Origin of the sequence: Nostocoides sp. HKS02, from assembly GCF_009707485.1 — a bacterium.
Taxonomy (GTDB): Bacteria; Actinomycetota; Actinomycetes; order Actinomycetales; family Dermatophilaceae; genus Pedococcus.
Genome location: NZ_CP046121.1, coordinates 2037932 through 2062905, shown reverse-complemented (window position 1 = coordinate 2062905; position 24974 = coordinate 2037932). Strand labels below are relative to the sequence as shown.

At 71.1% G+C, this 24974-nt stretch carries 21 protein-coding genes and 1 pseudogene; 11 read left to right on the top strand and 11 right to left on the bottom strand.

The features are described from left to right. The first annotated feature begins 63 nt into the window (after nt 1-63). Nucleotides 64-3705: a cobaltochelatase subunit CobN gene (gene cobN / locus GKE56_RS09790; RefSeq protein ID WP_154684389.1), complete on the top strand. Its 3642-nt coding sequence runs from the start codon at nt 64-66 to the stop codon at nt 3703-3705. Here the strand turns inward: cobN and cobF are convergent. Both cobF and GKE56_RS09780 read right to left on the bottom strand, forming a co-directional pair. Then, nucleotides 3702-4514: a precorrin-6A synthase (deacetylating) gene (gene cobF, locus GKE56_RS09785; protein ID WP_154684388.1), complete on the bottom strand. Its 813-nt coding sequence runs from the start codon at nt 4512-4514 to the stop codon at nt 3702-3704. The two genes, cobN and cobF, sit on opposite strands and share 4 nt — an antisense overlap. Then, nucleotides 4511-5953: a cobyric acid synthase gene (locus tag GKE56_RS09780; protein WP_154684387.1), complete on the bottom strand. Its 1443-nt coding sequence runs from the start codon at nt 5951-5953 to the stop codon at nt 4511-4513. Before GKE56_RS09780 ends, cobF begins: the two co-directional genes overlap by 4 nt. 201 nt (nt 5954-6154) lie before the next feature. On the opposite strand from GKE56_RS09780, the gene GKE56_RS09775 reads away from it, so the two are divergent. Next, a complete protein-coding gene (locus GKE56_RS09775; protein ID WP_154684386.1) occupies nt 6155-7036 on the top strand; it encodes a L,D-transpeptidase family protein in 882 nt (293 codons plus the stop codon). Here GKE56_RS09775 and GKE56_RS09770 read toward each other — a convergent pair. Together GKE56_RS09770 and GKE56_RS09765 are read right to left on the bottom strand one after the other, a co-directional pair. Next, the gene (locus GKE56_RS09770) at nt 7030-7830 is read right to left on the bottom strand and encodes an alpha/beta hydrolase-fold protein (RefSeq protein ID WP_154684385.1); all 801 of its coding nucleotides are present in this window, start codon (nt 7828-7830) and stop codon (nt 7030-7032) included. The two genes, GKE56_RS09775 and GKE56_RS09770, sit on opposite strands and share 7 nt — an antisense overlap. Nucleotides 7831-7866: 36 nt before the next feature. Next, nucleotides 7867-8703, bottom strand: a complete 837-nt coding sequence (locus GKE56_RS09765; RefSeq protein WP_154684384.1) for a serine protein kinase RIO — start codon at nt 8701-8703, stop codon at nt 7867-7869. 199 nt (nt 8704-8902) lie between these two features. Between GKE56_RS09765 and GKE56_RS09760 the strand changes: the two genes are divergently transcribed. Beyond that, nucleotides 8903-10114, top strand: coding sequence for an acyl-CoA dehydrogenase family protein (locus GKE56_RS09760; protein WP_154684383.1), 1212 nt, complete (start codon nt 8903-8905; stop codon nt 10112-10114). A gap of 4 nt (nt 10115-10118) precedes the next feature. Further along, a complete protein-coding gene (locus tag GKE56_RS09755) occupies nt 10119-10697 on the top strand; it encodes a general stress protein (RefSeq protein ID WP_154684382.1) in 579 nt (192 codons plus the stop codon). A gap of 27 nt (nt 10698-10724) precedes the next feature. On the opposite strand, the pseudogene GKE56_RS09750 reads toward GKE56_RS09755, so the two are convergent. From GKE56_RS09750 to GKE56_RS09730, 5 genes and pseudogenes are all read right to left on the bottom strand, one after another. Beyond that, nucleotides 10725-12216: pseudogene (locus GKE56_RS09750) on the bottom strand (aminopeptidase P family protein). A 76-nt stretch (nt 12217-12292) separates the two neighbouring features. Further along, entirely contained in the window at nt 12293-13294 is a 1002-nt protein-coding gene (locus tag GKE56_RS09745) for a DNA topoisomerase IB (RefSeq protein ID WP_154684381.1), read from the bottom strand. Nucleotides 13295-13329: 35 nt separating this feature from the next. Continuing rightward, a complete protein-coding gene (locus tag GKE56_RS09740) occupies nt 13330-15048 on the bottom strand; it encodes a glycerol-3-phosphate dehydrogenase/oxidase (RefSeq protein WP_154684380.1) in 1719 nt (572 codons plus the stop codon). Between the two features lie 5 nt (nt 15049-15053). Continuing rightward, nucleotides 15054-16577: a glycerol kinase GlpK gene (gene glpK, locus GKE56_RS09735; RefSeq protein WP_154684379.1), complete on the bottom strand. Its 1524-nt coding sequence runs from the start codon at nt 16575-16577 to the stop codon at nt 15054-15056. An 85-nt stretch (nt 16578-16662) separates the two neighbouring features. After that, a complete protein-coding gene (locus GKE56_RS09730; RefSeq protein ID WP_370518372.1) occupies nt 16663-17190 on the bottom strand; it encodes a MaoC family dehydratase in 528 nt (175 codons plus the stop codon). Between the two features lie 111 nt (nt 17191-17301). Here GKE56_RS09730 and GKE56_RS09725 point away from each other — a divergent pair, with 111 nt between their 5' ends. Genes GKE56_RS09725 through GKE56_RS09700 form a run of 6 tightly spaced genes read left to right on the top strand, consistent with a single transcriptional unit; the run spans nt 17302 to nt 22162 of the window. Then, nucleotides 17302-18150 carry a PHP domain-containing protein gene (locus tag GKE56_RS09725; RefSeq protein WP_154684377.1) on the top strand — a complete coding sequence of 283 codons (849 nt, stop codon included), beginning with the start codon at nt 17302-17304 and terminating at the stop codon, nt 18148-18150. Continuing rightward, on the top strand, nt 18147-18764 hold the full coding sequence (locus GKE56_RS09720; protein ID WP_230208878.1) for a MarC family protein: 618 nt from the start codon (nt 18147-18149) through the stop codon (nt 18762-18764). The genes GKE56_RS09725 and GKE56_RS09720 overlap by 4 nt, the downstream gene beginning before the upstream one ends. A 9-nt stretch (nt 18765-18773) precedes the next feature. After that, nucleotides 18774-19676, top strand: a complete 903-nt coding sequence (locus tag GKE56_RS09715) for a PD-(D/E)XK nuclease family protein (protein WP_230208877.1) — start codon at nt 18774-18776, stop codon at nt 19674-19676. 40 nt (nt 19677-19716) lie between these two features. Next, nucleotides 19717-20496, top strand: a complete 780-nt coding sequence (locus GKE56_RS09710; RefSeq protein WP_154684376.1) for a ParA family protein — start codon at nt 19717-19719, stop codon at nt 20494-20496. Nucleotides 20497-20548: 52 nt separating this feature from the next. Further along, entirely contained in the window at nt 20549-21595 is a 1047-nt protein-coding gene (locus GKE56_RS09705; RefSeq protein ID WP_154684375.1) for an NAD(P)-dependent alcohol dehydrogenase, read from the top strand. 9 nt (nt 21596-21604) lie between these two features. Then, on the top strand, nt 21605-22162 hold the full coding sequence (locus GKE56_RS09700) for a GNAT family N-acetyltransferase (protein WP_195908072.1): 558 nt from the start codon (nt 21605-21607) through the stop codon (nt 22160-22162). Nucleotides 22163-22173: 11 nt separating this feature from the next. On the opposite strand, the gene GKE56_RS09695 is transcribed toward GKE56_RS09700, so the two are convergent. Beyond that, nucleotides 22174-23712 carry a DEAD/DEAH box helicase gene (locus GKE56_RS09695; protein ID WP_154684374.1) on the bottom strand — a complete coding sequence of 513 codons (1539 nt, stop codon included), beginning with the start codon at nt 23710-23712 and terminating at the stop codon, nt 22174-22176. Nucleotides 23713-23911: 199 nt separating this feature from the next. On the opposite strand from GKE56_RS09695, the gene GKE56_RS09690 reads away from it, so the two are divergent. Further along, nucleotides 23912-24604 carry a ferritin-like fold-containing protein gene (locus GKE56_RS09690; protein ID WP_154684373.1) on the top strand — a complete coding sequence of 231 codons (693 nt, stop codon included), beginning with the start codon at nt 23912-23914 and terminating at the stop codon, nt 24602-24604. A gap of 45 nt (nt 24605-24649) precedes the next feature. Here GKE56_RS09690 and GKE56_RS09685 read toward each other — a convergent pair whose 3' ends face one another. Continuing rightward, nucleotides 24650-24925, bottom strand: coding sequence for a GlsB/YeaQ/YmgE family stress response membrane protein (locus GKE56_RS09685; protein WP_154684372.1), 276 nt, complete (start codon nt 24923-24925; stop codon nt 24650-24652). Nucleotides 24926-24974 lie beyond the last annotated feature (49 nt).

The following is a 24974-nucleotide window of genomic DNA, read 5'->3' as shown; positions in this document are numbered from 1 at the left end:
CCTGCGGAGGTCCACTCCGCGGCCACCCACGGCACGGGGCGCGGACCCCGTGGAGGAGCCCCTGTGCCTCGTATCGCCCTGCTGTCCACCTCCGACACCGACCTGTTGAGCGCTCGCGCGAGCGGCGCCGACTACGTCTGGGCCAATCCGGCCCGCCCCGGCCACACCGAGCTCGCCGCAGCGATCGAGGGTGCCGACGCCGTCGTCGCCCGCATCCTCGGCTCGGCCGACGACCTGTGCTCCGGCTTCCGTCGGATCGCCGCCACCGGTGTGCCCCTCGTGGTCCTCGGGGGCGAGCAGGCACCCAACGCGGCGCTCATGGAGCTGTCCACCGTGCCTGCCGGCGTTGCCCACATGGCGCACCGCTACCTCGCCCAGGGCGGCGCGCGAAACCTCGAGCAGCTCCACGCCTTCCTCAGCGACACACTGCTGCTGACCGGCGAGGGGTTCGAGGAGCCCGCCGAGCTGCCCACGTGGGGCGTCCTGGAGCGGCCCCAACCGGTCACCGCCGTCCCCGGGGAGGTCCGCCCGCGGGTCGGCATCCTCTTCTACCGCGCGCAGTATGCCGCCGAGAACACGGCCTTCGTCCACGCGCTCGCTGACGCGGTGGATGCCGCCGGTGGGACCGCTGTCCCGATCTACGCCACCACGCTGCGCGACGCGTCCCCGGACCTGCTCGACCATCTAGGCACCCTCGACGCGCTGGTGACGACCGTCCTGGCGGCCGGTGGGACGCGACCGGCAACTGCGTCGGCCGGTGAGGACGACGAGGCGTGGGACGTCCAGGCGCTCGCGGGACTGGACATCCCGATCCTGCAGGGCCTCTGCCTCACCTGGGGTCGCGCCGACTGGGCGGACTCCGACGAGGGGATGTCGCCGCTCGATGTCGCCACCCAGGTCGCGGTGCCCGAGTTCGACGGGCGGCTCATCACCGTGCCGTTCTCCTTCAAGGAGACCGACGCCGACGGGCTACCGCACTACGTCGCCGACCCCGAGCGGTGCGCGCGCGTCGCGGGAATCGCGCTCGGCCACGCGCGGCTGCGTCACACCCCGCCCGACCAGCGCCGGATCGCCGTGATGGTGTCGGCCTACCCCACCAAGCACGCGCGGATCGGCAACGCCGTCGGGCTCGACACCCCGGTCTCGACGATCCGGCTGCTGCGGGCGATGCGGGACGCGGGCTACGACCTCGGCGAGCCGGGCGGCATACCGGGGCTCGATCCCCTCGACCCCGTCGAGGGCGAAGCGGCCGACACCACAGCGGGCAACGCACTCATCCACGCGCTCATCGAGGCGGGCGGGCAGGATCCCGAGTGGCTCACCGACGGGCAGCTCACCGAGCACGTGGTCCGCATCCCCGCCGCTCGCTACCGCGAGTGGTTCGGCGCGTTCCCTGCGGACCTGCGCGAGGGGATGACGCAGGCGTGGGGCGAGGCGCCAGGTGAGCTGTTCGTCGACCGGTCCAACGACCCCGACGGCGAAATCGTCTGTGCCGCACTGCAGTCCGGCAATGTCGTGATCCTCGTGCAGCCACCGCGCGGCTTCGGCGAGAACCCCATCGCGATCTACCACGACCCCGACCTCGCGCCGACCCACCACTACCTTGCGACGTACCGCTGGATCGAGGAGGAGTTCGGCGCCCACGCTGTCGTCCACATCGGCAAGCACGGCAACCTCGAGTGGCTGCCCGGCAAGAACCTCGCGATGTCGGCATCCTGCGGCACCGACGCCGCGCTCGGCTCCGTGCCGCTCATCTACCCCTTCCTCGTCAACGACCCCGGCGAGGGCACCCAGGCCAAGCGGCGCGCCCACGCGACGATCGTCGACCACCTCGTGCCGCCCATGGCACGTGCCGAGTCCTACGGCGACATCGCCCGCCTGGAGCAGCTCCTCGACGAGTACGGCAACGTCTCGGCCATGGACCCGGCCAAGGCGCCGGCCCTGCGCGGCGAGATCTGGACCCTCATCCAGGCCGCGAAGATGGACCACGACCTCGGGCTGACGGACCGCCCCGGCGACGACGACTTCGACGACTTCGTCATGCACGTCGACGGCTGGCTCTGCGAGGTCAAGGACGTCCAGATCCGTGACGGGCTGCACGTGCTCGGTGAGGCACCGACCGGTGAGGGGCTGCTCAACCTCGTGCTCGCGGTGCTGCGCGCGACGCAGATCTTCGGCGGCCGCGACGGCGCGGTGCCGGGGCTGCGTACGGCCCTCGGGCTGGCCGAGGGTGAGGGCACCACGGCCGAGACGGATGCCGCCGAGGAGCTCGCCCGCGCGCTCGTCACCGACCTGCGGGATGCCGCGTGGTCGGCTGACGCGGTGGACGACGTCGTCCTCGCCAGGCTCCGTCGCCCCGACGCAGGCGTGAGTGCATCGCTCACCTTCGCCTGCACCGAGGTCGTTCCGCGGCTGGCCCAGACCAGTGGCGAGATCCCCATGGTGCTGCACGCGCTCGACGGTGGCTATGTGCCAGCCGGGCCCTCCGGGTCACCCCTGCGCGGACTGGTCAACGTGCTGCCCACCGGTCGCAACTTCTACTCGGTGGACCCCAAGGCCATCCCGTCCAGGCTGGCCTACCAGACCGGTGTCGCGATGGCCGACTCGCTGCTCGCCCGGCACGTCGAGGAGACCGGCGCCCTGCCGCAGTCGGTCGGACTGTCCGCCTGGGGCACCTCGGCGATGCGCACGTCCGGCGACGACATCGGCGAGGTCCTCGCGTTCCTGGGCGTGACGCCGGTGTGGGACGAGCAGTCGCGCCGCGTCGTCGGCCTCGAGGTGATCCCCCTGGCGGAGCTGGGGCGCCCGCGGGTCGACGTCACGGTGCGGATCTCGGGGTTCTTCCGGGACGCCTTCCCCCACGTCATCAGCCTCATCGACGACGCCGTGGCACTGGTGGTCGCCCTCGACGAGCCGTTCGACCAGAACTTCCCCAAGGCCCATGCGGCGGCAGATCTCGCAGCACACGGCGACGAACGGCGCTCGCGCACCAGGATCTTCGGCTCCAAGCCGGGGTCGTACGGCGCCGGCATCCTGCAGGTCGTCGAGTCCGGCACCTGGCGCGACGACGCAGATCTCGCCGAGGTCTACACGGCATGGGGCGGCTTCGCCTACGGCCGCGACCTCGACGGAGCCCCCGCTCGGGAGGACATGGAGGCGAACTACCGCCGGATCCAGGTGGCCGCCAAGAACGTCGACAACCGCGAGTCCGACATCCTCGACTCCGACGACTACTTCCAGTACCACGGCGGCATGGTCGCGACCGTGCGAGCCCTGACCGGTCGCGAGCCCAAGGCCTACGTCGGCGACTCGACCTCACCCGACGCGGTGCGGACCCGGACTCTCCAGGAGGAGACCAACCGGATCTTCCGCGCCCGCGTGGTCAACCCGCGCTGGATCGCGGCCATGCAGCGCCACGGCTACAAGGGCGCGTTCGAGCTCGCCGCGACGGTGGACTACCTGTTCGGCTTCGATGCGACCTCGGGCGTCGTCGCGGACTGGATGTACGAGACGCTGGCCCAGGAGTACGTCCTCGACAAGACCAACCAGGACTTCATGCGCCACGCCAACCCGTGGGCCCTGCGCGGCGTGATCGAGAAGCTCGGCGAGGCGGCCGAGCGCGGTCTGTGGGAGAGCCCGGATCCGGCGACGGTCAGCGCGATGCGCCAGGTCTACCTCGACGTCGAGGGTGACCTCGAGGACTAGCCCGGGGCGTCAGCCGGCAGGGTGAGGACGTAGGTGTCCATGACCCAGCCGTGCTCGGCCCTCAGCGCTCCACGCAGCGCGACGAGCTCGTCGATCACGTCGGCGAGCCGCCCGGAGCGCAGGACCTGCTGCGGCAGCCCCAGGTAGGCGCCCCAGTGGATCACCAGGTCGGGTGCCCGGTCCAGGAGGGCGCGGCAGGCCAGGGCGCCGTCGAGCATGACCACGACGGCGCCGAGGTCGGGGTGCCATTCGTCGACGAGGCGTCGGCCGGTGGTGATGTGCACCGGCTGCCCGACCGCGTTGAGGACGATCCGGTGCTCCGCCGCGAGGACCTGGATCGCCGAGATGCCGGGTACCACGGACACCGCGAGCGGGGTGCGTTCGCCGATGGCGTCAACGATCCGAATCGTGCTGTCGTAGAACGCGGGATCGCCCCAGACGAGGAACCCCACAACGGCCCCCTCGGGGAGCCCGTCGACCACCTCGGCGTACCGGTCCGCTCGTGCGCGGTGCCACGCGTCGACCCCCGCCTTGTATGCCGCGGAGTCCCGCTCGGCGTCCGGTCCACGGTGCGGGTCGGTCACCGTGACGAGCTGGTAGGTCCCGTCGGCGAGGAACTGCTCGCAGATCCCGCGCCGAACGGCCACGAGCTCGTCCTTGGCGCTGCCCTTGTCGGCGACGAGGAAGACGTCGACCTCGCGCATGGCGGCGACCGCCTGGCCGGTCACGTGGCCCGGGCTACCGGCACCGATCCCGATGACGTGCACGCGGCGCGGTGCGCGACGTGGTGCCCCAGCAGGGGTCGTCATCGGCGGCCTCCAGCCAGATCGAGCAGGGCGTCCACGTCGAGGTGCTCCTCGACGGCGTCCGCGAGGATGTCGATCATCGCGGTGCGGCGCGCGGCGAACCCGGGTGCCGTGGGCTGCGCCGTCCACGTCGAGCCACTGGCCTGCGCGACCTGCGCGAGGAAGGCTCGACGGAAGCCGTCGCCCTCCAGGGTGCCGTGCCAGATGGTTCCCCACACCGCGCCACGGTGCGAGCCCCCGGGGAAGCTGGCGTCGTCGTCGACCACCCCGTGGTGGATCTCGTACCCGTCCACCGGATGACCCTCCCAGTGGCCCGTGGGTCGGGCCAGGACCTTGTCGGCGGCGAACCGCACGGTCCCCGGCAGCAGGCCCAGCCCGTCGACGACACCGGCCCTGCTCTCGACGTCGTCCTCGATGGCGTCGGTGAGCATCTGGTAGCCGCCACAGATGCCGAGCACGGGCCGTCCGGCCGACGCCCGGGCGCGCACCACGTCGGCCAGTCCACGGGCGCGCAGCCACTCGAGGTCCGACACGGTGGCCCGGGTGCCGGGCAGCACCATCAGGTCGGCCTCGCGGCACAGGTCGAGGTCCGTGGTCACGCGAACGTCGACGCCGGGCTCCGCGGCGAGCGCGTCCACATCGGTGGCGTTGCTCGTGCGGGGTAGCCGCGCCACGGCCACCGACAGCCGGTCGGGCGAGGTGTCCTCGGACGGGCGCCACCGCCCCACCGACAGCGCGTCCTCGGAGTCCAGCCACACGTCGGCGAGCCAGGGCAGGACGCCCACGCACGGCATACCGGTGCGGTCGGTGATGGTCGCGAGGCCTGGTGCGAGGACTCCCTCGTCCCCGCGGAACTTGTTGATGGCAAAGGCTTTCAACAGGGCTCGGTCGTCGTCGTCGAGCAGCGCCCAGGTGCCGTAGAGCGCGGCCAACACGCCGCCCCGGTCGATGTCGCCGACGACCAGCACGGGCAGGCCGAAACGCCGCGCGAGCCCGAGGTTGACGTAGTCGCCCGCACGCAGGTTCACCTCCGCCGGCGAGCCGGCCCCTTCGCTCACCACGAGGTCCGTGCTCGCCGCCAGCTCCTCGTATGCCGCGAACGCCGCCTCCGCGAGGTGCGTGCGACCCGTGGCGTACTCGCCCGCCTGGAGCTCACCGGCAGGCCTGCCCCGGACGACGACGAACGCCCGCCGGTCGCTGCCTGGCTTGAGCAGGACGGGGTTGTGCACCGAGGAGGCCTCGACCCCGGCCGCCTCGCACTGGAGGTACTGGGCCCGGCCGATCTCGGAGCCGTCCCGGCAGACCATCGAGTTGTTCGACATGTTCTGGGCCTTGAAGGGCGCGACGTCGACGCCGCGGCGAGCGAACGCGCGACACAGCGCCGTCACGACGAGGGACTTCCCGGCGTCCGAGCTCGTCCCGGTCACCAGGAGTCCAGCCACGGTGGGCGAGTCTACGGGGCGGCCCGACGGGCGCCGACCCCGAGTCTTTGAGCGGTATGGGTCGTCCTGGCAGCCCAAACCCCTCAAAGACGCGGACTTTGACTGCGTGCCCAGACAACCGAACCGCCCCGGCGTGCGTCACCATGAACGAGAACGCCAGCCAAGGCCACCGGCATGGACCGCCGGGCGAAGGGGGAGACCATGACAGCGACGCGACGCAGTGGCACCACGGGACTGACGGTGGTGGCCCTGGCAGCAGCGGTGGCGCTCAGTGGCTGCGGTGGGATCACCTTCGCGCACGCGGGCGCCGCACCGGCCGCCACCACGTCGGGTTCGCCGACCTCTCCGTCAGCAGACACGCCCAGCGTCACCACGACTGCGCCGCCTGTGGTGACGGCCCCCGCGGTGACGACGACGACCGCGCCCAAGGCCGCGCCGAAGCCGACCCCGAAGCCCACCCCCACCCCGAAGCCGACCCCGAAGAAGGCCGGCGACACGCTGAACCCTGGCGACAGCGGCGCATACGTGCTCAGCGTCCAGCGGCAGCTGTCCAGCCTCGGGTACTGGAACGGCACGCCGGACGGCCAGTACGGGTTGCTGACGGTCCAGGCGGTCATGGCGCTGCAGAAGGCCGCTGGCCTCGGGCGGGACGGCGTGTTCGGACCGTCGACGCGCCGCGCCCTGCTCGCCGGGGTGCGGCCCGTGCCGCGCATCGGTGGCGACGGTGTCGAGATCGACAAGGCTCGCCAGCTCCTGCTCCTGGTCCGTGGTGGGCGGGTGACGATGATCCTCAACACGAGCACGGGCAGCGGCCAGCACTACTCGTACTACGGCGCCGACCGCATCGCCACGACGCCGTCCGGGGTCTTCTCGGTCTTTCGCACCGTGAACCACCTCGACAAGGGTCCGCTGGGCGCCCTGTGGAGGCCGCGCTACTTCAACGGCGGAATCGCCGTGCACGGTGCCGCCTCGGTCCCCGGTTACCCCGCGTCGCACGGCTGCTCGCGAGTGAGCAACCCGGCCATGGACATGATCTGGGCGAACGACCTCATGCCGGTGGGCAGCCGGGTCGTCGTCTACTGAGCGTCGAACTGATGGCGCAGCCACCGCAGCTGGGCGCCGCCGTGGCCTCCCCAGTACCCGTCGTCGTGTCCGCCCGGGTCGACCGTGAGCCGCGCGGTGGGCAGGGCGGCGGCGAAGGCGCGGTTGGCCGCCACGAACGGGTCTGACGCGCCGCAGTCGAGGCGCACCGGGATCCGGCCCAGCACCGCGGTGCGGCGGAACACGTCATGGGCCGCGAAGTCCGCGGCGTCGTCGAACGCCCCGGGAGCACTGCGTCCCGGCGCGGTCCACAGTGCTGCGCTCTCGGCGACGACCCCCGCGACCCGCCCCGGCCCGAGCTGGCTCGCGAGCAGCAGGGACCCGTACCCGCCCATGGACCAGCCGAGAAAGGCGACCTTGCCGGCATACCCGGTCGTCCGACGGAGCAGCGGGAGGAAGTCCTCGATGACCATCGCACCGGGATCGACACCGACGCGCCGGGCATGCCAGTAGTACCCGGCCCCGTCCACCGACGCGACACTCAGCCCGGTGCTCGCGACGTGGTCGTCGAGGTGCAGGCCGTCGAAGGCGTCCCCGGCGTCCCCGCCCTTGCCGTGCAGTGCGATGACGATCGGTGGGGGCGTGGTGGACCGGGTGGACGGCGTCGCCAGCCGCCACCCGATCTCGTGACCCGGCCAGTGGCGGCTGCGCAGCGTGCCCGAGGTCAGGGCGACGCCTGAGGGTGCGCCGGAGCAGCCCGCGGCGCCGAGTGCCAGCGCCGCCGCGGCGCCCTGGAGAACGCCCTGGAGGACGCGGCGCCGGGTCAGCGTCGACATGGCCTTACCCAACCACTGGCGGTATGCCGCCGGTGGCTACCACCGCGCGGTCGCCTCGGCCACGAGGTCGCCGAACAGGTCGCCGTCGTCGACGGGAAGTCCCCGGGCCGTGAACCACCGACACATGGTCGCGACGTCGCGCTCGAGGAACTCGAAACCGCGCGGGTTGCCGATGATGTCGACGATCTGCGGCCAGTCGATGATGACGAGCCGCTCGCCGTCGAGCAGGACGTTGTACGGCGAGAGGTCGCCGTGCGCCCAGCCGCGTCGGGCCAGGGTCGTCATGGCCGAGCGGACCTGCTCGAAGAGCTCACCGAGCAGGTCGCGTGGAGGCCGGGTCTGGGCCAGCCGGGGGGCCGCCGCTCCGTCGGAGCCGATGAGCTCCATGAGCATCTCCCGATCGCTGAGCTGGACGGGGTAGGGCACCGGCAGTCCCAGCTCCCACAACGCACCGAGCGCCTCGAACTCGGCCGACGCCCACTGCCCCGAGAGCAGCTCGCGACCGAACTCGGTGCGTCGGGCCATGGCGCGCATCTCGCGGCTGCGGCGGACCCGGCGGCCCTCGTGGTACCCGGCGTCGCGATGGAACATCCGGTGCTCGCCGGTGCGGTAACGCTTGGCCGCGAGCAGGCTGTCGCGCGCTGGTGCCGAGGTGCCGTCTGGCACCCAGCGCCGCACGACGTGGACGTCCGCCTCCTTGCCGGTCTTGAGGATCCCGAGATCGGACTCGACGGCCCCGAGCTCGGTGATCACCCAGTCGGGTCGCGGGGTGGGGCCGTGCGTGGCGCCATCCCAGCTCGACCAACGCTCACCTTCGGGGGGTGCGTCGGCCACGCTGGCAAAGGCGATGGCGAGGTTCTCCTGGATGTCCATGGAGCGCTCAGCGTGACAGTGGCCTCGTCCGCACCGCCACCGGTTTTCCGCCACGCGTATGCCGGGCGGCTGGCACCGCGCGGAGCGCTACCGGGTGGGCAGGCTCACACGGGGGGAACCTGTGCTGGGACTGGCCCACTCGGCATACTCGCGGGAGGTCCCTGTCCCCGCAGCAACTCCCCCTAGGCGGCGAAGAAGCATGTCTCGACTCCAGACGACCGATGGCCTCACCGAGGAGCAGCAGGAGCTGATCAAGCTCGTGCGCGAGTTCGTGGACGAGCAGATCATCCCGGTGGCGCAGGAGCTCGAGCACGCCGACGAGTACCCGACGGCGATCGTCGAGGGGATGAAGGAGATGGGGATCTTCGGGCTGATGATCCCCGAGGAGTACGGCGGCCTGGGGGAGTCGCTGCTGACCTACGCGCTGTGCGTCGAGGAGATCGCGCGGGGCTGGATGAGCGTCAGCGGCATCATCAACACCCACTTCATCGTGGCGTACATGCTGCTCCAGCACGGCACGGAGGAGCAGAAGCAGCGCTACCTGCCCAAGATGGCCACCGGCGAGATCCGCGGGGCGTTCTCGATGAGCGAGCCCGGGTTGGGCTCCGACGTCGCCGCGATCAAGTCCAAGGCCGTCAGGGGCGAAGGCACCGGGGACCAGACGGAGTGGACGCTGACGGGCCAGAAGATGTGGCTGACCAACGGTGGCAGCGCGAACCTCGTCGCGGTCCTGGTCAAGACCGACCTCGGCGCCGACTCCGTCTACAAGAACCTGACGACGTTCCTGGTCGAGAAGGAGCCCGGGTTCGGCGAGACCGCGCAGGGCGTGACCATCCCGGGCAAGATCGAGAAGATGGGCTACAAGGGCGTCGACACGACCGAGCTCATCCTGGAGGGCCACCGCACCACGAGTGCGCAGATCCTCGGCGGCGAGCCGGGCAAGGGCTTCTACCAGATGATGGACGGGGTCGAGGTGGGCCGGGTCAACGTGGCGGCCCGGGCCTGCGGGGTCTCGATGCGGGCCTTCGAGCTGGGCATCGCCTACTCCCAGCAGCGCGAGACGTTCGGGAAGAAGATCGCCGAGCACCAGGGCATCCTGTTCCGGCTGGCCGACATGGCCACCAAGCTCGAGGCCAGCCACCAGATGATGGTCAAGGCGGCCCGGCTCAAGGACGCGGGCCAGCGCAACGACCTCGAGGCCGGCATGGCCAAGTACCTCGCTGCGGAGAACTGCGCCGACGTGGTGGAGCAGTCGTTCCGCATCCACGGGGGCTACGGCTACTCCAAGGAGTACGAGATCGAGCGCCTCTACCGTGAGGCCCCGATGCTGCTCATCGGCGAGGGCACGGCAGAGATCCAGAAGATGATCATCGGCCGACGCCTGCTCGAGGACTACGCCCTGAGACAATAACGCCATGAGCACCCAGCCCAGTGGTTTGTCCCGGTCCCGCGCAGTCCTGTCGCTGGAGTACCCGATGTCCCTCGGGCGCTTCGACACCTACGACAAGGCGCAGAAGGCCGTCGACTACCTCTCGGACCACGAGTTCCCGGTCCAGAACGTCCTCATCGTCGGCACCGACCTCAAGCAGCTCGAGCGCGTCACGGGCAGGCTGACGCGCGGTCGGGTCGCGATCGGCGGGCTCGTGTCGGGCGCGTGGCTCGGCCTGTTCGTCGGCATGATCTTCGCGCTGCTCGATACCTCGAGTGCGGCGGGTGTCGGCGGGATCGTGGTGACCATCGCCTTCGGCGCGGTCTTCGGCCTGGTCTGGGCCCTGATCGGGTACGCCATCACCGGTGGCAACCGCGACTTCACCTCGGTCACGCAGGTCGTCGCGACGCAGTACGAGGTGCTCGTCGAGCACAAGTTCGCCCAGCAGGCCCGCGAGCTGCTCGCCAAGCTCGACCCGATGGCGGCCGCTCAGGCGCAGGTCGACGCCGCCCGCGAGGCCGAACGCCAGCGCCTGGCCAGCCAGCCGCCGCAGCCGCCGCTCTGACGAGCCCGGTCCAGCGCAGCGCCCGGGCTAGCGGGACTGCACCTCGCGGATCCACGCCTCGACGTCAGAACTGGTGCGCGGCATCGCGGCCGACAGGTTCTCGCAGCCGTCCTCGGTCACGAGCACGTCGTCCTCGATGCGCACGCCGATGCCGCGGAACCGCTCAGGCACCAGGAGGTCGTCGGCCTTGAAGTACAACCCGGGCTCGACGGTGAGGATCATGCCCGGACGTAGCTCGCCGTCCATGTACTCCGCGCGTGTCGCCAGGGCGCAGTCGTGGACGTCGATGCCGAGGTGGTGGCTGGTGCCGTGCACCATCCACCGCCGGTGGTACTGGCCGTGCTCCTTGTCGAGGGTGGCCTCGACGTCGACCCCCTCCGGCAGCAGGCCCCATGCGTGCAGGTGCTCGGCGATGACCCGGATGGCCGCGGCGTGGACGTCGCTGAACAATGCACCCGGCTTGACCGCTGCGATCCCGGCCTCCTGGGCGGCATACACGGCGTCGTAGATCTCGCGTTGCGCGTCGGTGAAGGTGCCGTTCGCGGGGAGGGTACGGGTGATGTCGGCGGTGAACAAGCGAGTCCACCTCGACCCCCGCGTCGAGCAGGACGAGGTCGCCGTCGCGGACGTCGCCGGTGTTCTTGATCCAGTGCAGGGTCGTCGCGTGGTCGCCGGCGGCGCAGATCGAGTCGTAGCCGACGCCGTTGCCCTCGTGCCGTGCCGTCAAGCCGAAGACTCCCTCGATCCAGCGCTCGCCGCGCTCCTTGGCCAGCGCCTCGGGCAGGTCGGCGATCACCGCCTCGAAGCCGCGGTGCGTGGCCGCGACGGCCTTGCGCATCTCGCCGATCTCCCACTCGTCCTTGACCATCCGCAGGGTCGAGAGGAAGTGCTCCAGCTCCTCATCGGCCTCGGCCAGCTCGTGCTGGTCGGCGTTCTCGGACGTGCGGGCGGTGTCGAGCTCGCGGGTCAGGTCGCGGTCGGCGTCGCGCACGACGCGCACGGTGACCTCGCCCGAGTCCTTCACGGCGGCATCGGCGAACTCGTCGATGTGCCGCCCGGTCAGCCCGAGCTCGGTCTCGATCTGGTCGATGCTGGGGCGCGCACCCACCCAGAACTCGCCGTAGCGCGTGTCGGAGAAGAACTCGTCGGTGTCGCGACCGGAGAGCGGCCGGAAGTACAGGATCGCCTCGTGGCTGCCGTCGTCGCGCGGCTCGAGGACGAGCACCGCGTCGGGCTCGCGGTCGCCGCCGAGCCCGGTGAGGTGGACGAAGGCGCTGTGCGGCCGGAAGACGTAGTCGGTGTCGTTGCTGCGCACCTTCAGCCCACCGGCGGGGATGATCAGTCGGTCGCCCGCGAAGGCGGCGCTGACCGCGGTGCGGCGGTCGGCGGCATACCGCGCGGCCGCGCTGAGCTCGGTCGCGCCGGCACGGCGGGGGGCCCAGTCCTGGGCGATGAACGCCCGCAGCTCGTCGGTGGTGGGGCGCGCGCGGTTCTCCGGCTTCTTCTGCTGTTCGCTCACAGGGCCATCGTTGCATGTCCGTATGCCGTCGCGCCGCCGACCGGGGGAGGCGCGTCCCGGGGCCGTGGGCGACGGCTCAGCCGGGGGCGAGCAGGGCGAGCAGGGCCTTCTCCACCGCGGCCTGACGACGTTCGGGGCTGCGGTACCGCTCGGGCCGGACCGCGATGGTCGAGCCCGCCTCGTAGTGGTCGAGGACCCGAGGGTCGATGTAGGAGCTCTTGGCGATGGTGGGGGTGTTGCCGAGGTAGCTGGCGACCTCCTCGACGGCAGCCTTCACTGCGCGCGAGCGGGATGCCTTGGTGTCGCCGGGCTCGTCGCTGGTTGCCAGCGCCAGGGCGGCCAGCACCGTTGCGTGCCAGGTGCGGAAGTCCTTGGCGGTCATCTCGCCGCCGAGCAGCTCGCCGAGGTAGAGGTTGACCGCGGAGGCGTCGAGATCGGCCCACCCACGGCCCTGCTGGTAGGCGAGCAGCCGGCGGCTGGCCGACCGCCGCTTGCGCATCCGCTCCAGGACGTCGATCGCGACGGCGTCGTCGATCTCCACGGTGTGCTCGACACCGGACTTGCCGACGAAGGTGAAGACGAGCACCTCGCCGCGGCGCCGGACGTGCTGTCGTTCGAGCGTGGTCAGGCCGAACGAGCCGTTGTCCTCGGTGTAGGCGTCGTTGCCGATTCGGAAGTAGCCGAGGTCGAGCAGGCGGACGGCGGCTGCTGCCGCGCGCTCCCGGGGCATGCCCTCGACCGCCAGGTCGCGCAGCACGCGGGCCCGGGCCCGGGGCAGGCGTCGCGCGGCGGCCAGGACCCGGTCGTACTTCTCCTGGTCCCGCTTGGCCCGCCAGTCGGGGTGGTAGAGGTACTGGCGGCGCCCCGCCACGTCGCTGCCGACGGCCTGGAGGTGACCGTTGGGATGGGGGCAGATCCACACGTCGGTCCACGCCGGCGGGATGGCCAGCGAGCGGATCCGCTCGACCTCGGCTGCGGGGAGTGGGGCGCCGGCCTGGTCGACGTACGCGAACCCGCGGCCGACCCTGCGACGCCTCCACCCGGGTGAGCTCGGCGAGACCTTGCGCAGTCGCGGCATGCCGCGACTCTACGGCAAACCCGCAGGTCAGGCCCCTAGAGCGTGCCGTCCGGACCGCGCCGACGGGCCTCGTCGGCGGACGCGTCGTCGACCATGGTCTGGCTCACCCGCTCGGCCTCGACCCGGCCGAGGTAGATCTCGACCTCGGTCTTGGTGCGCTCGTCGTCCCAGCCGAGGACCGCGGCCAGCAGGTCGGCGGCGACGGGTGCGGCCGAGACGCCGCGGTCCCACGCCTCGATGGAGATGCGGGTCCGCCGGGTCAGCACGTCGGTGAGATGGAGGGCGCCCTCGTGCGACGCGGCATACACGACCTCGGCCTTGAGGTAGTCCTCGGCGCCGTCGAGTGGCTCGCCGAGCTCGGGACGGTCGGCGACGAGGTCGAGCAGCTCCTGGGTGAGCACGCCGTAGCGGCGCAGCAGGTGCTCGACCCGGGCCACGTGCAGCCCCGCCGTGCGGGCGAGGGTGTGGCGCTGGTTCCAGGTGGCCTGGTAGCCGACGGCTCCGAGCAGCGGCACGGTGTCGGTGGTGGACGACGCCACCTTGCCGGGGAAGGTCTGGACCGCCTCGTCCACCGCGTCCTTGGCCATCACGCGGTACGTCGTGTACTTGCCGCCCGCGACGACCACGAGGCCGGGCGCGGAGTGCGCGACCACGTGCTCGCGCGAGAGCTTGCTGGTGGACTCGGACTCGCCCGCCAGCAGCGGCCGCAGCCCGGCGTAGACCCCCTCGACGTCCTCGTGGGTGAGCGGCGTCGCGAGGACGCGGTTGACGTGGTCGAGCAGGTAGTCGATGTCGGCCCGGGTCGCTGCCGGGTGGGCCTTGTCGAGCGACCAGTCGGTGTCGGTGGTGCCGATGATCCAGTGCCGGCCCCAGGGGATGACGAAGAGCACGGACTTCTCGGTGCGCAGGATCAGGCCGGTCGAGGAGTGGATGCGGTCCTTGGGGACGACCAGGTGGATGCCCTTGGAGGCGCGCACGTGGAACTGGCCGCGCTCGCCGACCATCGCCTGGGTGTCGTCGGTCCAGACCCCCGTCGCGTTGACGATCTGGCGGGCGTGGATCTCGAACTCGCGGTCGGTGAGCTTGTCGATGGCCCGGACCCCGGTGACGCGCTCGCCCTGCCTCAGAAAGCCAATGGCAGCAACGCGATTCGCGACGTGGGCGCCGTAGTGGCTGGCCGTGCGGGCGAGCTCCATGGTATGCCGCGCGTCGTCGACCTGTGCGTCGTAGTACTGGATGGCCCCCGTCAGCGCGGAACTCTTGAGGCTGGGCATGAGGCGCAGCGCCTGACGGCGGGTGAGGTGCTGGTGACGGGGCAGGCCGGCACCCAGGCCGGAGCTCATGGCCATGGCGTCGTAGAGCGCGATGCCCGACCCGACATAGGCGCGTTCCCAGACGTGGTGGGACAGCGGGTAGAGAAAGGGCACCGGTCGCACCAGGTGCGGGGCGAGTCGGGTGAGCAGCAGCCCACGCTCCCGCAGGGCCTCGCGGACCAGGGTGAGGTCGAGCATCTCGAGGTAGCGCAGACCACCGTGGATGAGCTTGCTCGAGCGCGAGGACGTGCCGCTGGCGAAGTCGCGCTGCTCGATGAGCCCGGTCGACAGCCCGCGGGTGACGGAGTCGAGGGCGGTGCCTGCGCCGACGACCCCGCCGCCGATGACCAGCAGGTCGAGCTCGTCGGCTGCGGACAGCCGCTCGATCGCGGACGCGCGCCCCTGCGGTGAGAGCGCGCTGCTCGTGTGTGCCAGCCCCATCGGTCCTATCCCTCGTCGACGTCCACCCAGTCCAGGGTGCGTTCCACGGCCTTGCGCCACCCGGCATACCCGTCGCGGCGCTGCGCGGCGGTCCAGGTGGGGGACCACCGACGCGACTCCTGCCAGTTCGCCCGGAGCTCGCTGGTGTCGGACCAGAAGCCCGTGGCCAGACCTGCAGCGTAGGCGGCACCGAGCGCCGTCGTCTCGGCGACCACCGGCCGGGACACCGGCACCCCGAGGATGTCGGACTGCAGCTGCATGCACAGGCTGTTCGCGGTGACCCCGCCGTCGACCTTGAGGACCTCGAGCTCGACACCCGAGTCCTTGGTCATGGCGTCGGAGACGTCTCGGGTCTGGTAGCAGATGGCCTCGAGCGTCGCGCGCGCCAGGTGGGCGTTGGTGTTGAACCTGCTCATGCCGACGATGGCGCCTCGGGCGTCGGGCCGCCAGTACGGCGCGAACAGCCCCGAGAACGCCGGGACGAAGTAGAGCCCGCCGGTGTCCTGCACCTGGCTCGCGAGTCGTTCGATGTCGGCAGCGCCGGAGATGATGCCCAGCTGGTCGCGCAGCCACTGGACGGCAGAACCTGTGACGGCGATGGACCCCTCGAGCGCGTAGACCGGGGCTGCGGTGCCGAGCTGGTAGCAGACGGTCGTGAGCAGGCCTGACTCGCTGCGGACGATCTCCTCGCCGGTGTTGAGGATCATGAAGTTGCCGGTGCCGTAGGTGTTCTTGCCCTCGCCGGGACTGAAGCACACCTGGCCGACGGTGGCGGCCTGCTGGTCGCCGAGATCGCCTGCGAGCGCCACCTCGCCACCGAGCGGGCCCCCTGACCGGGTGAGGCCGTACAAGCTCGGGTCCGAGCTCGGCCGGATCTGGGGGAGCATGCCGCGCGGGATGTCGAAGAACCCCAACAGCTCGTCGTCCCAGTCCAGCGTCCTCAGGTCCATGAGCATGGTGCGGCTGGCGTTGGTCACGTCGGTGACGTGGACGCCGCCGTCGGTGCCGCCCGTGAGGTTCCAGAGCAGCCAGCTGTCGATGGTGCCGAACGCCAGCTCGCCCGCCTCGGCGGCGGCGCGGGCTCCGTCGACCTGCTCGAGGATCCACTGGACCTTGCCCGCCGAGAAGTACGCAGCTGGCGGTATGCCGGCGCGCTCGCGGATCACGTCACCGCGGCCCGACTGGTCGAGGGCGCGCGCGATCCGGTCGGTGCGGGTGTCCTGCCAGACGATGGCGTTGTGGACCGGACGGCCGGTGCGGCGGTTCCACACCACGGTGGTCTCGCGCTGGTTGGTGATGCCGAGTGCGGCCAGGTCGCTCGCCTGGAGGTTGAGCCGGGCGAGCGTCGAGCCGATCACGGTCTGGGTGCGCTCCCAGATCTCCAGCGGGTCGTGCTCGACCCAGCCCGCCTGCGGGAGGAGCTGCTCGTGCTCGAGCTGGTGGCGGCCCACCTCGGCGCCGTCGTGGTCGAACACCATGAAGCGGGTGCTCGTCGTCCCCTGGTCAACCGCCCCGACGAAATCGGCCATGAGGCGACCCTAGTGGTGAGCTTCGCGCAGTCCGCGCAGTCCGCGCAGTCCGCGCAGCACTGCGCGTCACCGGGCTCCAGGTGGGTCAGTCCTTGGTGGCGGGTTCGGCGAGCTCGGGCCGGGCCGGCTGCTCCCCGCCCCGCGCCTCGAGGTAGGACTGCTTGGGCACCATCACCTTGCGGCGGAAGATGCAGACCAGGGTGCCGTCCTGGTTGTAGCCCTTGGTCTCGACGGACACGACGCCCCGGTCGTCCTTGGAGGTCGACTCCCACTTGTCGAGGACCTCGGTCTGGCCGTAGATCGTGTCCCCGTGGAAGGTCGGGGCGACGTGGCGCAGCGACTCGACCTCCAGGTTGGCGATGGCCTTGCCCGAGACATCGGGCACCGACATGCCGAGCAGCAACGAGTAGATGTAGTTGCCGACCACGACGTTCTTGCCGAACTGGGTGGTGTTCTCGGCGTAGTTGCTGTCGAGGTGGAGCGGGTGGTGGTTCATGGTCAGGAGGCAGAACAGGTGGTCGTCGTACTCGGTCACCGTCTTGCCCGGCCAGTGCTTGTACACCGCGCCGACCTCGAACTCCTCATAGCTGCGTCCGAATTGCATGTGCCCCATCCTGCCGAGCCGATCGGGCCAGGGACATGGCTGCAGCGCGTGGGTTCCCTCACAGCCAGGGTGCGCGGGGTGCGCGAGACGGCGCCGCCCCGGCCCTAGGCTGGGGCCGCCATGATCGACCTGCACACGCACTCCACCGCGAGCGACGGCACCGAGCCCCCGGCCGACGTGGTCGCCGCGGCGGCGCGGGCCCGGTTGGACGTCGTGGCGCTGACCGACCACGACACGTATGCCGGGTGGCCGGCGGCCGTCGCCGCCGCTCACGAGGTCGGCGTCGACCTGGTCCGCGGGGTGGAGATCTCGTGCTCGCACCGCGGGGTCAGCGTCCACCTGCTCGGCTACCTCGTCGACCCGCACGCACCCGCCTTGCTCGCCGAGCTCGAGCACGCGCGGGACTCGCGCGAGACGCGCATCGAGCGCATGGTCGAGCGGATGGCCGACGACGGCATACCCGTCTCGGTGGACCAGGTGCGGTCGCTGGCAGGCGAGGGAGCGACGCTGGGGCGACCGCACATCGCCGATGTCCTCGTCGCCAACGGGTACGTGGGCAACCGTGACGAGGCCTTCCGCGACATCCTGCGGGGCGGCAGTCGGTACTACGTCCCGCACTACGCGCCCGACCCGATCCACGCCGTCGAGCTCGTGCGCCAGGCCGGCGGGGTGCCCGTCATGGCCCACCCGTTCGCGAACGCGCGTGGCTGGACCGTCGAGGACGCCGTCATCGAGGACATGGCCGAGGCGGGGCTGGCGGGCCTCGAGGCGTACCACCGCGACCACCGGCCGGCCGAGCGTGCGCACGCCGAGGCGCTCGCATCGAGACTCGGGCTGTTCGTCACCGGCTCGAGCGACTACCACGGCACAGGCAAGGAGAACCGGTTGGGCGAGAACACGACGACGGCTGCGGTGCTGGCGCAGATCGAGTCCCAGGCGAGCAGCGGGACCGAGGTGGTGCGCCCGTGAGCAGCCTCCTGGACCTGCAGATGTTCTCGTCCGTGTTCGTGACCTTGCTCGTCATCATGGATCCTCCGGGCGCGCTGCCGATCTTCCTCGCGCTCACGGGGTCGCTCACGCAGCGCCAGAAGATCGCGGCCGCCCGACGGGCTTCGCTGGTCGCCCTGGGCGTCATCGTGGTGTTCGCCGTCTTCGGTCAGCAGCTGCTGACGTCCTTGCACATCTCGTTGCCCGCGCTGCAAGGCGCCGGCGGCCTGCTCCTGCTGCTCGTGGCACTCCAGCTGCTCACCGGGTCCGAGCAGGAGCAGCACGCCGACGCCGGGGTGAACGTCGCGCTGGTGCCCTTGGGGACGCCGCTGCTCGCAGGGCCTGGCGCGATTGTGGCCACGATGCTCGCGGTGAAGCGTTCCGACCGACTTAGCGAGTACATGGCCGTGGGTCTCGCGCTGATCGCGACCATGGTCGTCGTCTGGCTGTTCTTCCGCTTCGCCGGACAGGTGCACCGCGTGCTCAAGGACAGCGGCACGGTCCTGATCACCCGCATCGCGGGGCTGCTGCTCTCGGCGATCGCCGTGCAGATGGTGGCCGACAGCATCCGGGCCTTCGTCAGTGCCCGTGCCTAGGGTGGCGACGTGAGCAGCCCGACCACCCGCGAGAGCACGCGCGAGGCCTTCGTGCAGACCGAGCTCGCCGGTATGCCGCGGCGGCTGTTCCGGGCGAGCCCCAGCCGGCTGCTCGCCTGGGTCGACTGCCCCCGCCGCTACCGCATGCAGTACCTCGACCGGCCCGCTCCCGCTGCCCGGTCACAACGAGCCCACACGTCGGTCGGGGTGGCCGTCCACAACGCCCTGCGCGACTGGTGGGACCTCGCGCCGGGCGAGCGCACGCCGCAGGCCGGCGCCGAGCTCGTCCGCACCTCGTGGATCGAGACCGGGTTCCGCGACGTCGCCCAGTCGCTCGAGTGGCGCACACGCGCCCAGGACCAGGTCACGGCATACCTGCACGACGTCGACCCCGGTGAGCAGCCGCTGGGCATCGAGCGCACGGTCTCGCTCAAGACCTCGGTGCTCGCCCTCCAAGGCCGCGTCGACCGCCTCGATGATCGGCCCGACGGTCTGGCCGTCGTCGACTACAAGACGAGCCGGGTGGCGCCGACCGACGACGATGCCCGCACGTCCCTGCCGCTGGCGCTGTATGCCGCGGCCGCGTGGAAGATGTTCCGGCGCCGCTGCGTGCGGGTCGAGCTGCACCACCTCCCGAGCGGCTCCGTCGCGGTCCACGAGCACACCGGCGACTCCCTGAAGCGCAAGATCGACGAGGCCGAGTCGATCGCCCGCGACGCCCGCCGCGCCGAGCAGGACTACGCCGAGTTCGGCACCGACTCCGGCCGTTTCCCCGCCTCGGTCGGTCCGCTCTGCCAGTGGTGCGACTTCCGGGCGCACTGCCCGGCCGGTCAGGCTGCCGGCCCGGAGAAGTCCGGCTGGGCTGCCTTGGAGGCACCGGTCGCGGTCCCACGAGGCGACCTGAGAGACTGAGCGGGCTCCCGGCACCCCCGCACTCGTGAAAGGCGCCGCCTTGGCACGCACCACCCCGAAGCCGGCCACCGTCATCTCGGTCGCCAACCAGAAGGGCGGCGTCGCGAAGACGACCTCCGTGGCCTCGCTCGGCGCGGCCTTCGCCGAGCAGGGCAAGCGCGTGCTGCTCGTCGACCTCGATGCCCAGGCCTGCCTGACGTTCAGCCTCGGGGTGGACCCCGACGCGGTCGACGGCTCGGTCAACGAGGTGCTCCTCGGCAAGGCGAGCATCGCCGACGTGCGGGTCGCCTGCGAGGACGGCGTCGACCTCGTGCCCAGCGTGATCGACCTCGCCGGGGCCGAGGCCCAGCTGCTGCCCCGGCCCGGTCGCGAGTACATCCTGCGCGGCGTGCTCGAGGAGGTCCGCGCCGAGTACGACGTCATCATGCTCGACTGCTCGCCGAGCCTCGGGGTGCTCACTCTCAACGCGCTGACGGCCAGCCAGGGCCTGATCATCCCGATGCCCTGCGAGATGCTCAGCCACCGCGGCGTCGGCCAGCTGCTCGACACCGTGGCCGACGTGCAGAAGATCCTCAACAAGGACCTGCGGGTCATCGGCATCCTCCCCACCCTGTTCGACGGCCGCAGCAACCACGCCCAGGAGGTCCTCGCCGACGTCGGTGAGCGCTACGGCCTGCCCGTGCTCGAGCCCCCGATCCCCAAGACGGTGCGCTTCGCCGAGGCGCCGGCGGTCGGCCGCTCGATCCTCTCGACCTCCCGGTCCTCCAAGGGGGCGAAGGCCTACCGCGAGGTGGCCGCCGCCCTGTCCGCCCAGCTCTGAACGCCCAGCTCTGAACGCCCAGTTCTGAACGCCCTGCTCTGAAAGGCCCACCATGCCCAGCACCGCAGCCCTGTCAGCGCCGTCCGCCGGCGCCGCGCTCGCCCCGACCGTGATCCAGCGTCGCGACCTGCGACCGGACGACATCGCCATCGACATCGCCTTCGCCGGGATCTGCCATAGCGACATCCACATGGTGCGCGAGGAGTGGGGCGAGGCGACCTTCCCCATGGTGCCCGGGCACGAGATCGCCGGAGTCGTCAGCGCGGTGGGGGCGAAGGTGACGAAGTTCCAGGTCGGCGACCGCGTGGGCGTCGGCTGCATGGTGGACTCGTGCGGCACCTGCGCCCAGTGCGTCGACGGTCACGAGAACTTCTGCGAGGCCAAGACGGTCTGGACCTACGGCGATGTCGACCTCCACGGCGAGACGACCCTCGGTGGGTACAGCCAGAGCATCGTCGTCACGGAGCGGTTCGCCGTGCGGATCCCCGACGGCCTCGCCCTCGACGTGGCGGCTCCGCTGCTGTGCGCGGGCATCACGGTCTACACGCCGCTGCGGCGTTGGGGTGCCCAGCCCGGTGCGCAGGTCGCCGTGGTCGGCATGGGCGGCCTGGGGCACATGGCGGTCAAGATCGCCGCCGCACTGGGCGCCGACGTGACCGTGCTCAGCCAGGGGTTGTCCAAGCAGGAGGACGGCCGGCGGTTCGGTGCCCGGGACTACCGCGCCACAAGCGACGCGAGCACCTTCGAGGACCTCCAGGGCAAGTTCGACCTCGTGTTGTCCACGGTGAGCGCCGACCTCGACCTCGCGGCATACCTCTCGCTGGTGAAGCCGTTCGGCGCCTTCGTCACGGTGGGGCTGCCCGGCAACCCGCAGCTGCTGCCGTTCAGCGCCGTCGTGGGCGGTGACAAGGTCGTCGCCGGGTCCAACATCGGCGGGATCGCCCTGACCCAGGAGATGCTCGACTTCTGCGCCGAGCACGGCATCGCCGCCGAGATCGAGACCATCTCGGCCGACCAGGTCAACGAGGCCTACGACCGCGTGGTCAAGTCGGACGTCCGCTACCGCTTCGTGATCGACACCGCCACCATCGACGCCTGAGGGTCCCCGGTGGTCGCGTCGTCACGGGTGACCTTCCGCCGGCTGACGCGTGCCGACTTCCCGCTGCTCGCGGCGTGGCTGGCGTCGCCACCGGTCGCCCGGTGGTGGCACCACGAGTGGACTGCGGAGGCGCTCGAGCGGGACTTCGGGCCCACGGTCGACGGTGTGGAACCGGGCGAGGACTGGCTGGCGATGCTCGACGGTGAACCGTTCGGACTGGTGCAGCGCTCGCGGGTGGCGGCGTATGCCGAGAACCTCGCCGACTTCTCGTCGCTCACCGAGGTGCCCGAGGGCGCCGCGACGCTGGACTACCTCGTCGGCGATCCGACCAGGCTGGGGCAGGGGCTCGGCTCGGCGATGATCTCGGCAATGGTCGAGCGCACCTGGCAGGACCTGCCGGACACTCCGGCGATCCTCGTGTCCGTGGTCGCGGCCAACCTCGCGTCGTGGCGCGCGGTGGAGAAGGCCGGGTTTCGGCGCGTGGCTCAGGGCGACCTGACGCCAGACAACCCGGTCGACGACCCGCTGCACTACCTCCTGCGGGTGAACCGACCCCTGCCGACCTGACCCAACAGGAGTCAGGCTTGGCTGGTCTCGCCGCCGCGGGTGCGCCGCCGGTTGCGGTTGCGACGCGGACCGGTGCTGCCCTCGCCGGCCTGCGCGGTGGCGCTGTCGCTGCGCCGCTCGGGGCTGCGGTTGCCGCCCTCGCGACCCTCGCGCCCACCACGGTCACCGCGGGAGTCGCGACCACCACCAGCAGGGCGACCGGCGCCAGCAGGGCGACGTCCGCCCGACTTGCCGGTCTCGCCCAGGTCCTCGACCACCTCGGCGTCGAGGCCCGCACGGGTCTGTGCCGACTTGGGGAGCCGACCCTTGGCCGTGCGCGGGATGTCGAGCTGCTCGTAGAGGTGGTCGGAGGAGGAGTAGGTCTCCTCCGGCTCGGGGATGCCGAGGTCCAGGGTCTTGTTGATCAGGCCCCAGCGCGGCAGGTCGTCCCAGTCGACGAAGGTCACCGCGATGCCGGTGTTGCCCGCCCGCGCCGTGCGCCCGATGCGGTGGAGGTAGGTCTTCTCGTCCTCGGGGCACTGGTAGTTGATGACGTGGGTGACGTTGTCAACGTCGATGCCACGAGCCGCGACATCGGTGGCGACGAGGATGTCGACCTTGCCGTTGCGGAAGGCTCGGAGCGCCTGCTCGCGGGCACCCTGGCCCAGGTCTCCGTGGATCGGGGCGGCGGCGAACCCGCGGTCGATCAGGTCGTCGGCGACCTTGGCGGCGGTGCGCTTGGTGCGGCTGAAGATGATGGTCAGGCCACGGCCCTCGGCCTGCAGCATGCGAGCCAGCATCTCGACCTTGTCCATCGCGTGGGCGCGGTAGACGAACTGCTCGACGGCCTTGACGGTATGCGCGTTCTCCTGGTCGTCGCCCATCGCGCGGATGTGCGTGGGCTGCTTCATGTAGCGACGGGCGAGCGCGACGACCGCGCCCGGCATGGTCGCCGAGAACAGCATGGTCTGGCGGGAAGCGGAGGTCAGGGCCAGCAGCTTCTCGACGTCCGGGAGGAACCCCAGGTCGAGCATCTCGTCGGCCTCGTCGAGCACGACCGACTTCACGTGGGAGAGGTCGAGGTGGCCCTGCTTGGCCAGGTCGATGAGCCGACCCGGCGTGCCGACGACGACCTCGACGCCGTTCTTGAGCGCATCGATCTGCGGCTCGTAGGCGCGGCCACCGTAGACGGTGAGGACGCGGATCCCGCGCCGCTTGCCAGCCCGCTCGAGGTCGCTGGAGACCTGGACGGCGAGCTCTCGGGTCGGGGCGACCGCGAGCGCCTGGGGCTTGCCGGCATACGGGAAGGTCTCCCAGGCGGCGTCGCCACGCGCCACGGTGCGGTTGAGCATCGGGACGCCGAAGCCGAGGGTCTTGCCGGTGCCGGTCTTGGCCTGCCCGATGATGTCGTGACCGGCCAACGCGACCGGCAGGGTCATCGCCTGGATCGGAAACGGGGTGATGATGCCGGCGTCAGCCAGTGAACCGACGATGTCGGGGTGGACGTCGAAGTCGGCGAAGCTGGGGGCGGGGGGCGTTGTCGCGTCAGAAGTCGCGGTGGAGTCAGTCATGAAGTTCTCTCGATCGGGGGCCTTCCCGGTGGGCGGGAGGCCATCGCGCAGCGGGCCGATCGGAGGTTTTCAGGAAAGGGGCGCGGAGCAGATCCGCAGCTGGTTCGTGCCGACCGGGCACCTTTGACCACCCCAGTCTAGCGGGACGGGGCTGCGAGCCCGGCATTGCGGCGCTCGAGGCGCTTATAGGGTGGGCGCCATGACCCAGGACGACTGGCTCGCCGACCCGCAGTACCGAGACGCCGTGGCCGACCTGCTCGGGGTGCTGGCCTACGGAGAGCTCACCGCGTTCACCCGGCTCGCAGGGGACTCCGAGCTCTCGCCGTCCCAGCCGCTCAAGGCATCGGTGGCCGGATTGGCCGTGGCCGAGTTCCGGCACTACGAGATCCTCGTGGCGCGGCTGGACGCGATGGGCATCGACGCCGAGGCCGCGATGGCGCCGTTCATCGCCCCGATCGATGCGTTCCACGAGCGCACCAGGCCCAGCACGTGGCTCGAGGGCCTGGTCAAGGCGTACGTCGGGGACGGGATCGCAACCGACTTCTACCGCGAGATCGCGGCCTACGTGGACCCCTCGACCCAGGCCCTCGTGCACTCGGCGATGGAGGACGTCGGCCAGGCCGAATTCGTCGTCAAGGTGGTCCGTGAGGCGATCGAGGAGGACCCCCGGATCGCCGGCCGGCTCGCCCTGTGGGGGCGGCGCCTGGTGGGGGAGGCGCTCTCACAGGCCCAGCAGGTGGCCGTCGAGCGGGACGCCCTGGCCTCGCTGCTCGTGGGCGGGGTCGGGAGCTCCGACCGCCCCAGCGCCGACCTGGCCGAGCTGGGCCGGATGTTCGCCCGGCTCACCGACGAGCACACCCGTCGGATGGGGCGCCTCGGCCTGGCTGCCTGAGCACGCGAAAGGGCCCCGTCTGCGACGGGGCCCTTCGTCGTGAGGTCAGGCGCTGGTGTTCCGCTTTCCCGCGACGTTGCCGTAGATGACGATGAGAATCGCCGCGACGACGATCCCGACGAGGAACGGGATGATCTTGAAACCGCCGTTGGAGTTGTTGTAACCGAGCTGGTAGACCAGCCACGAGGCGATGAGCGAGCCCAGCACCCCGAGGACGATGGTCATCAACACGGAGATGTTCTGCTTGCCTGGCAGCACGAGCCGGGCCAGCGCTCCGATGATGAGGCCACCGATGATGGCGCCGATAATCGTTCCGATCATCTTGTGCACTCCTTCCGCGCGGGAGCCGCGCTCGGGTGAGGGGCCGTTG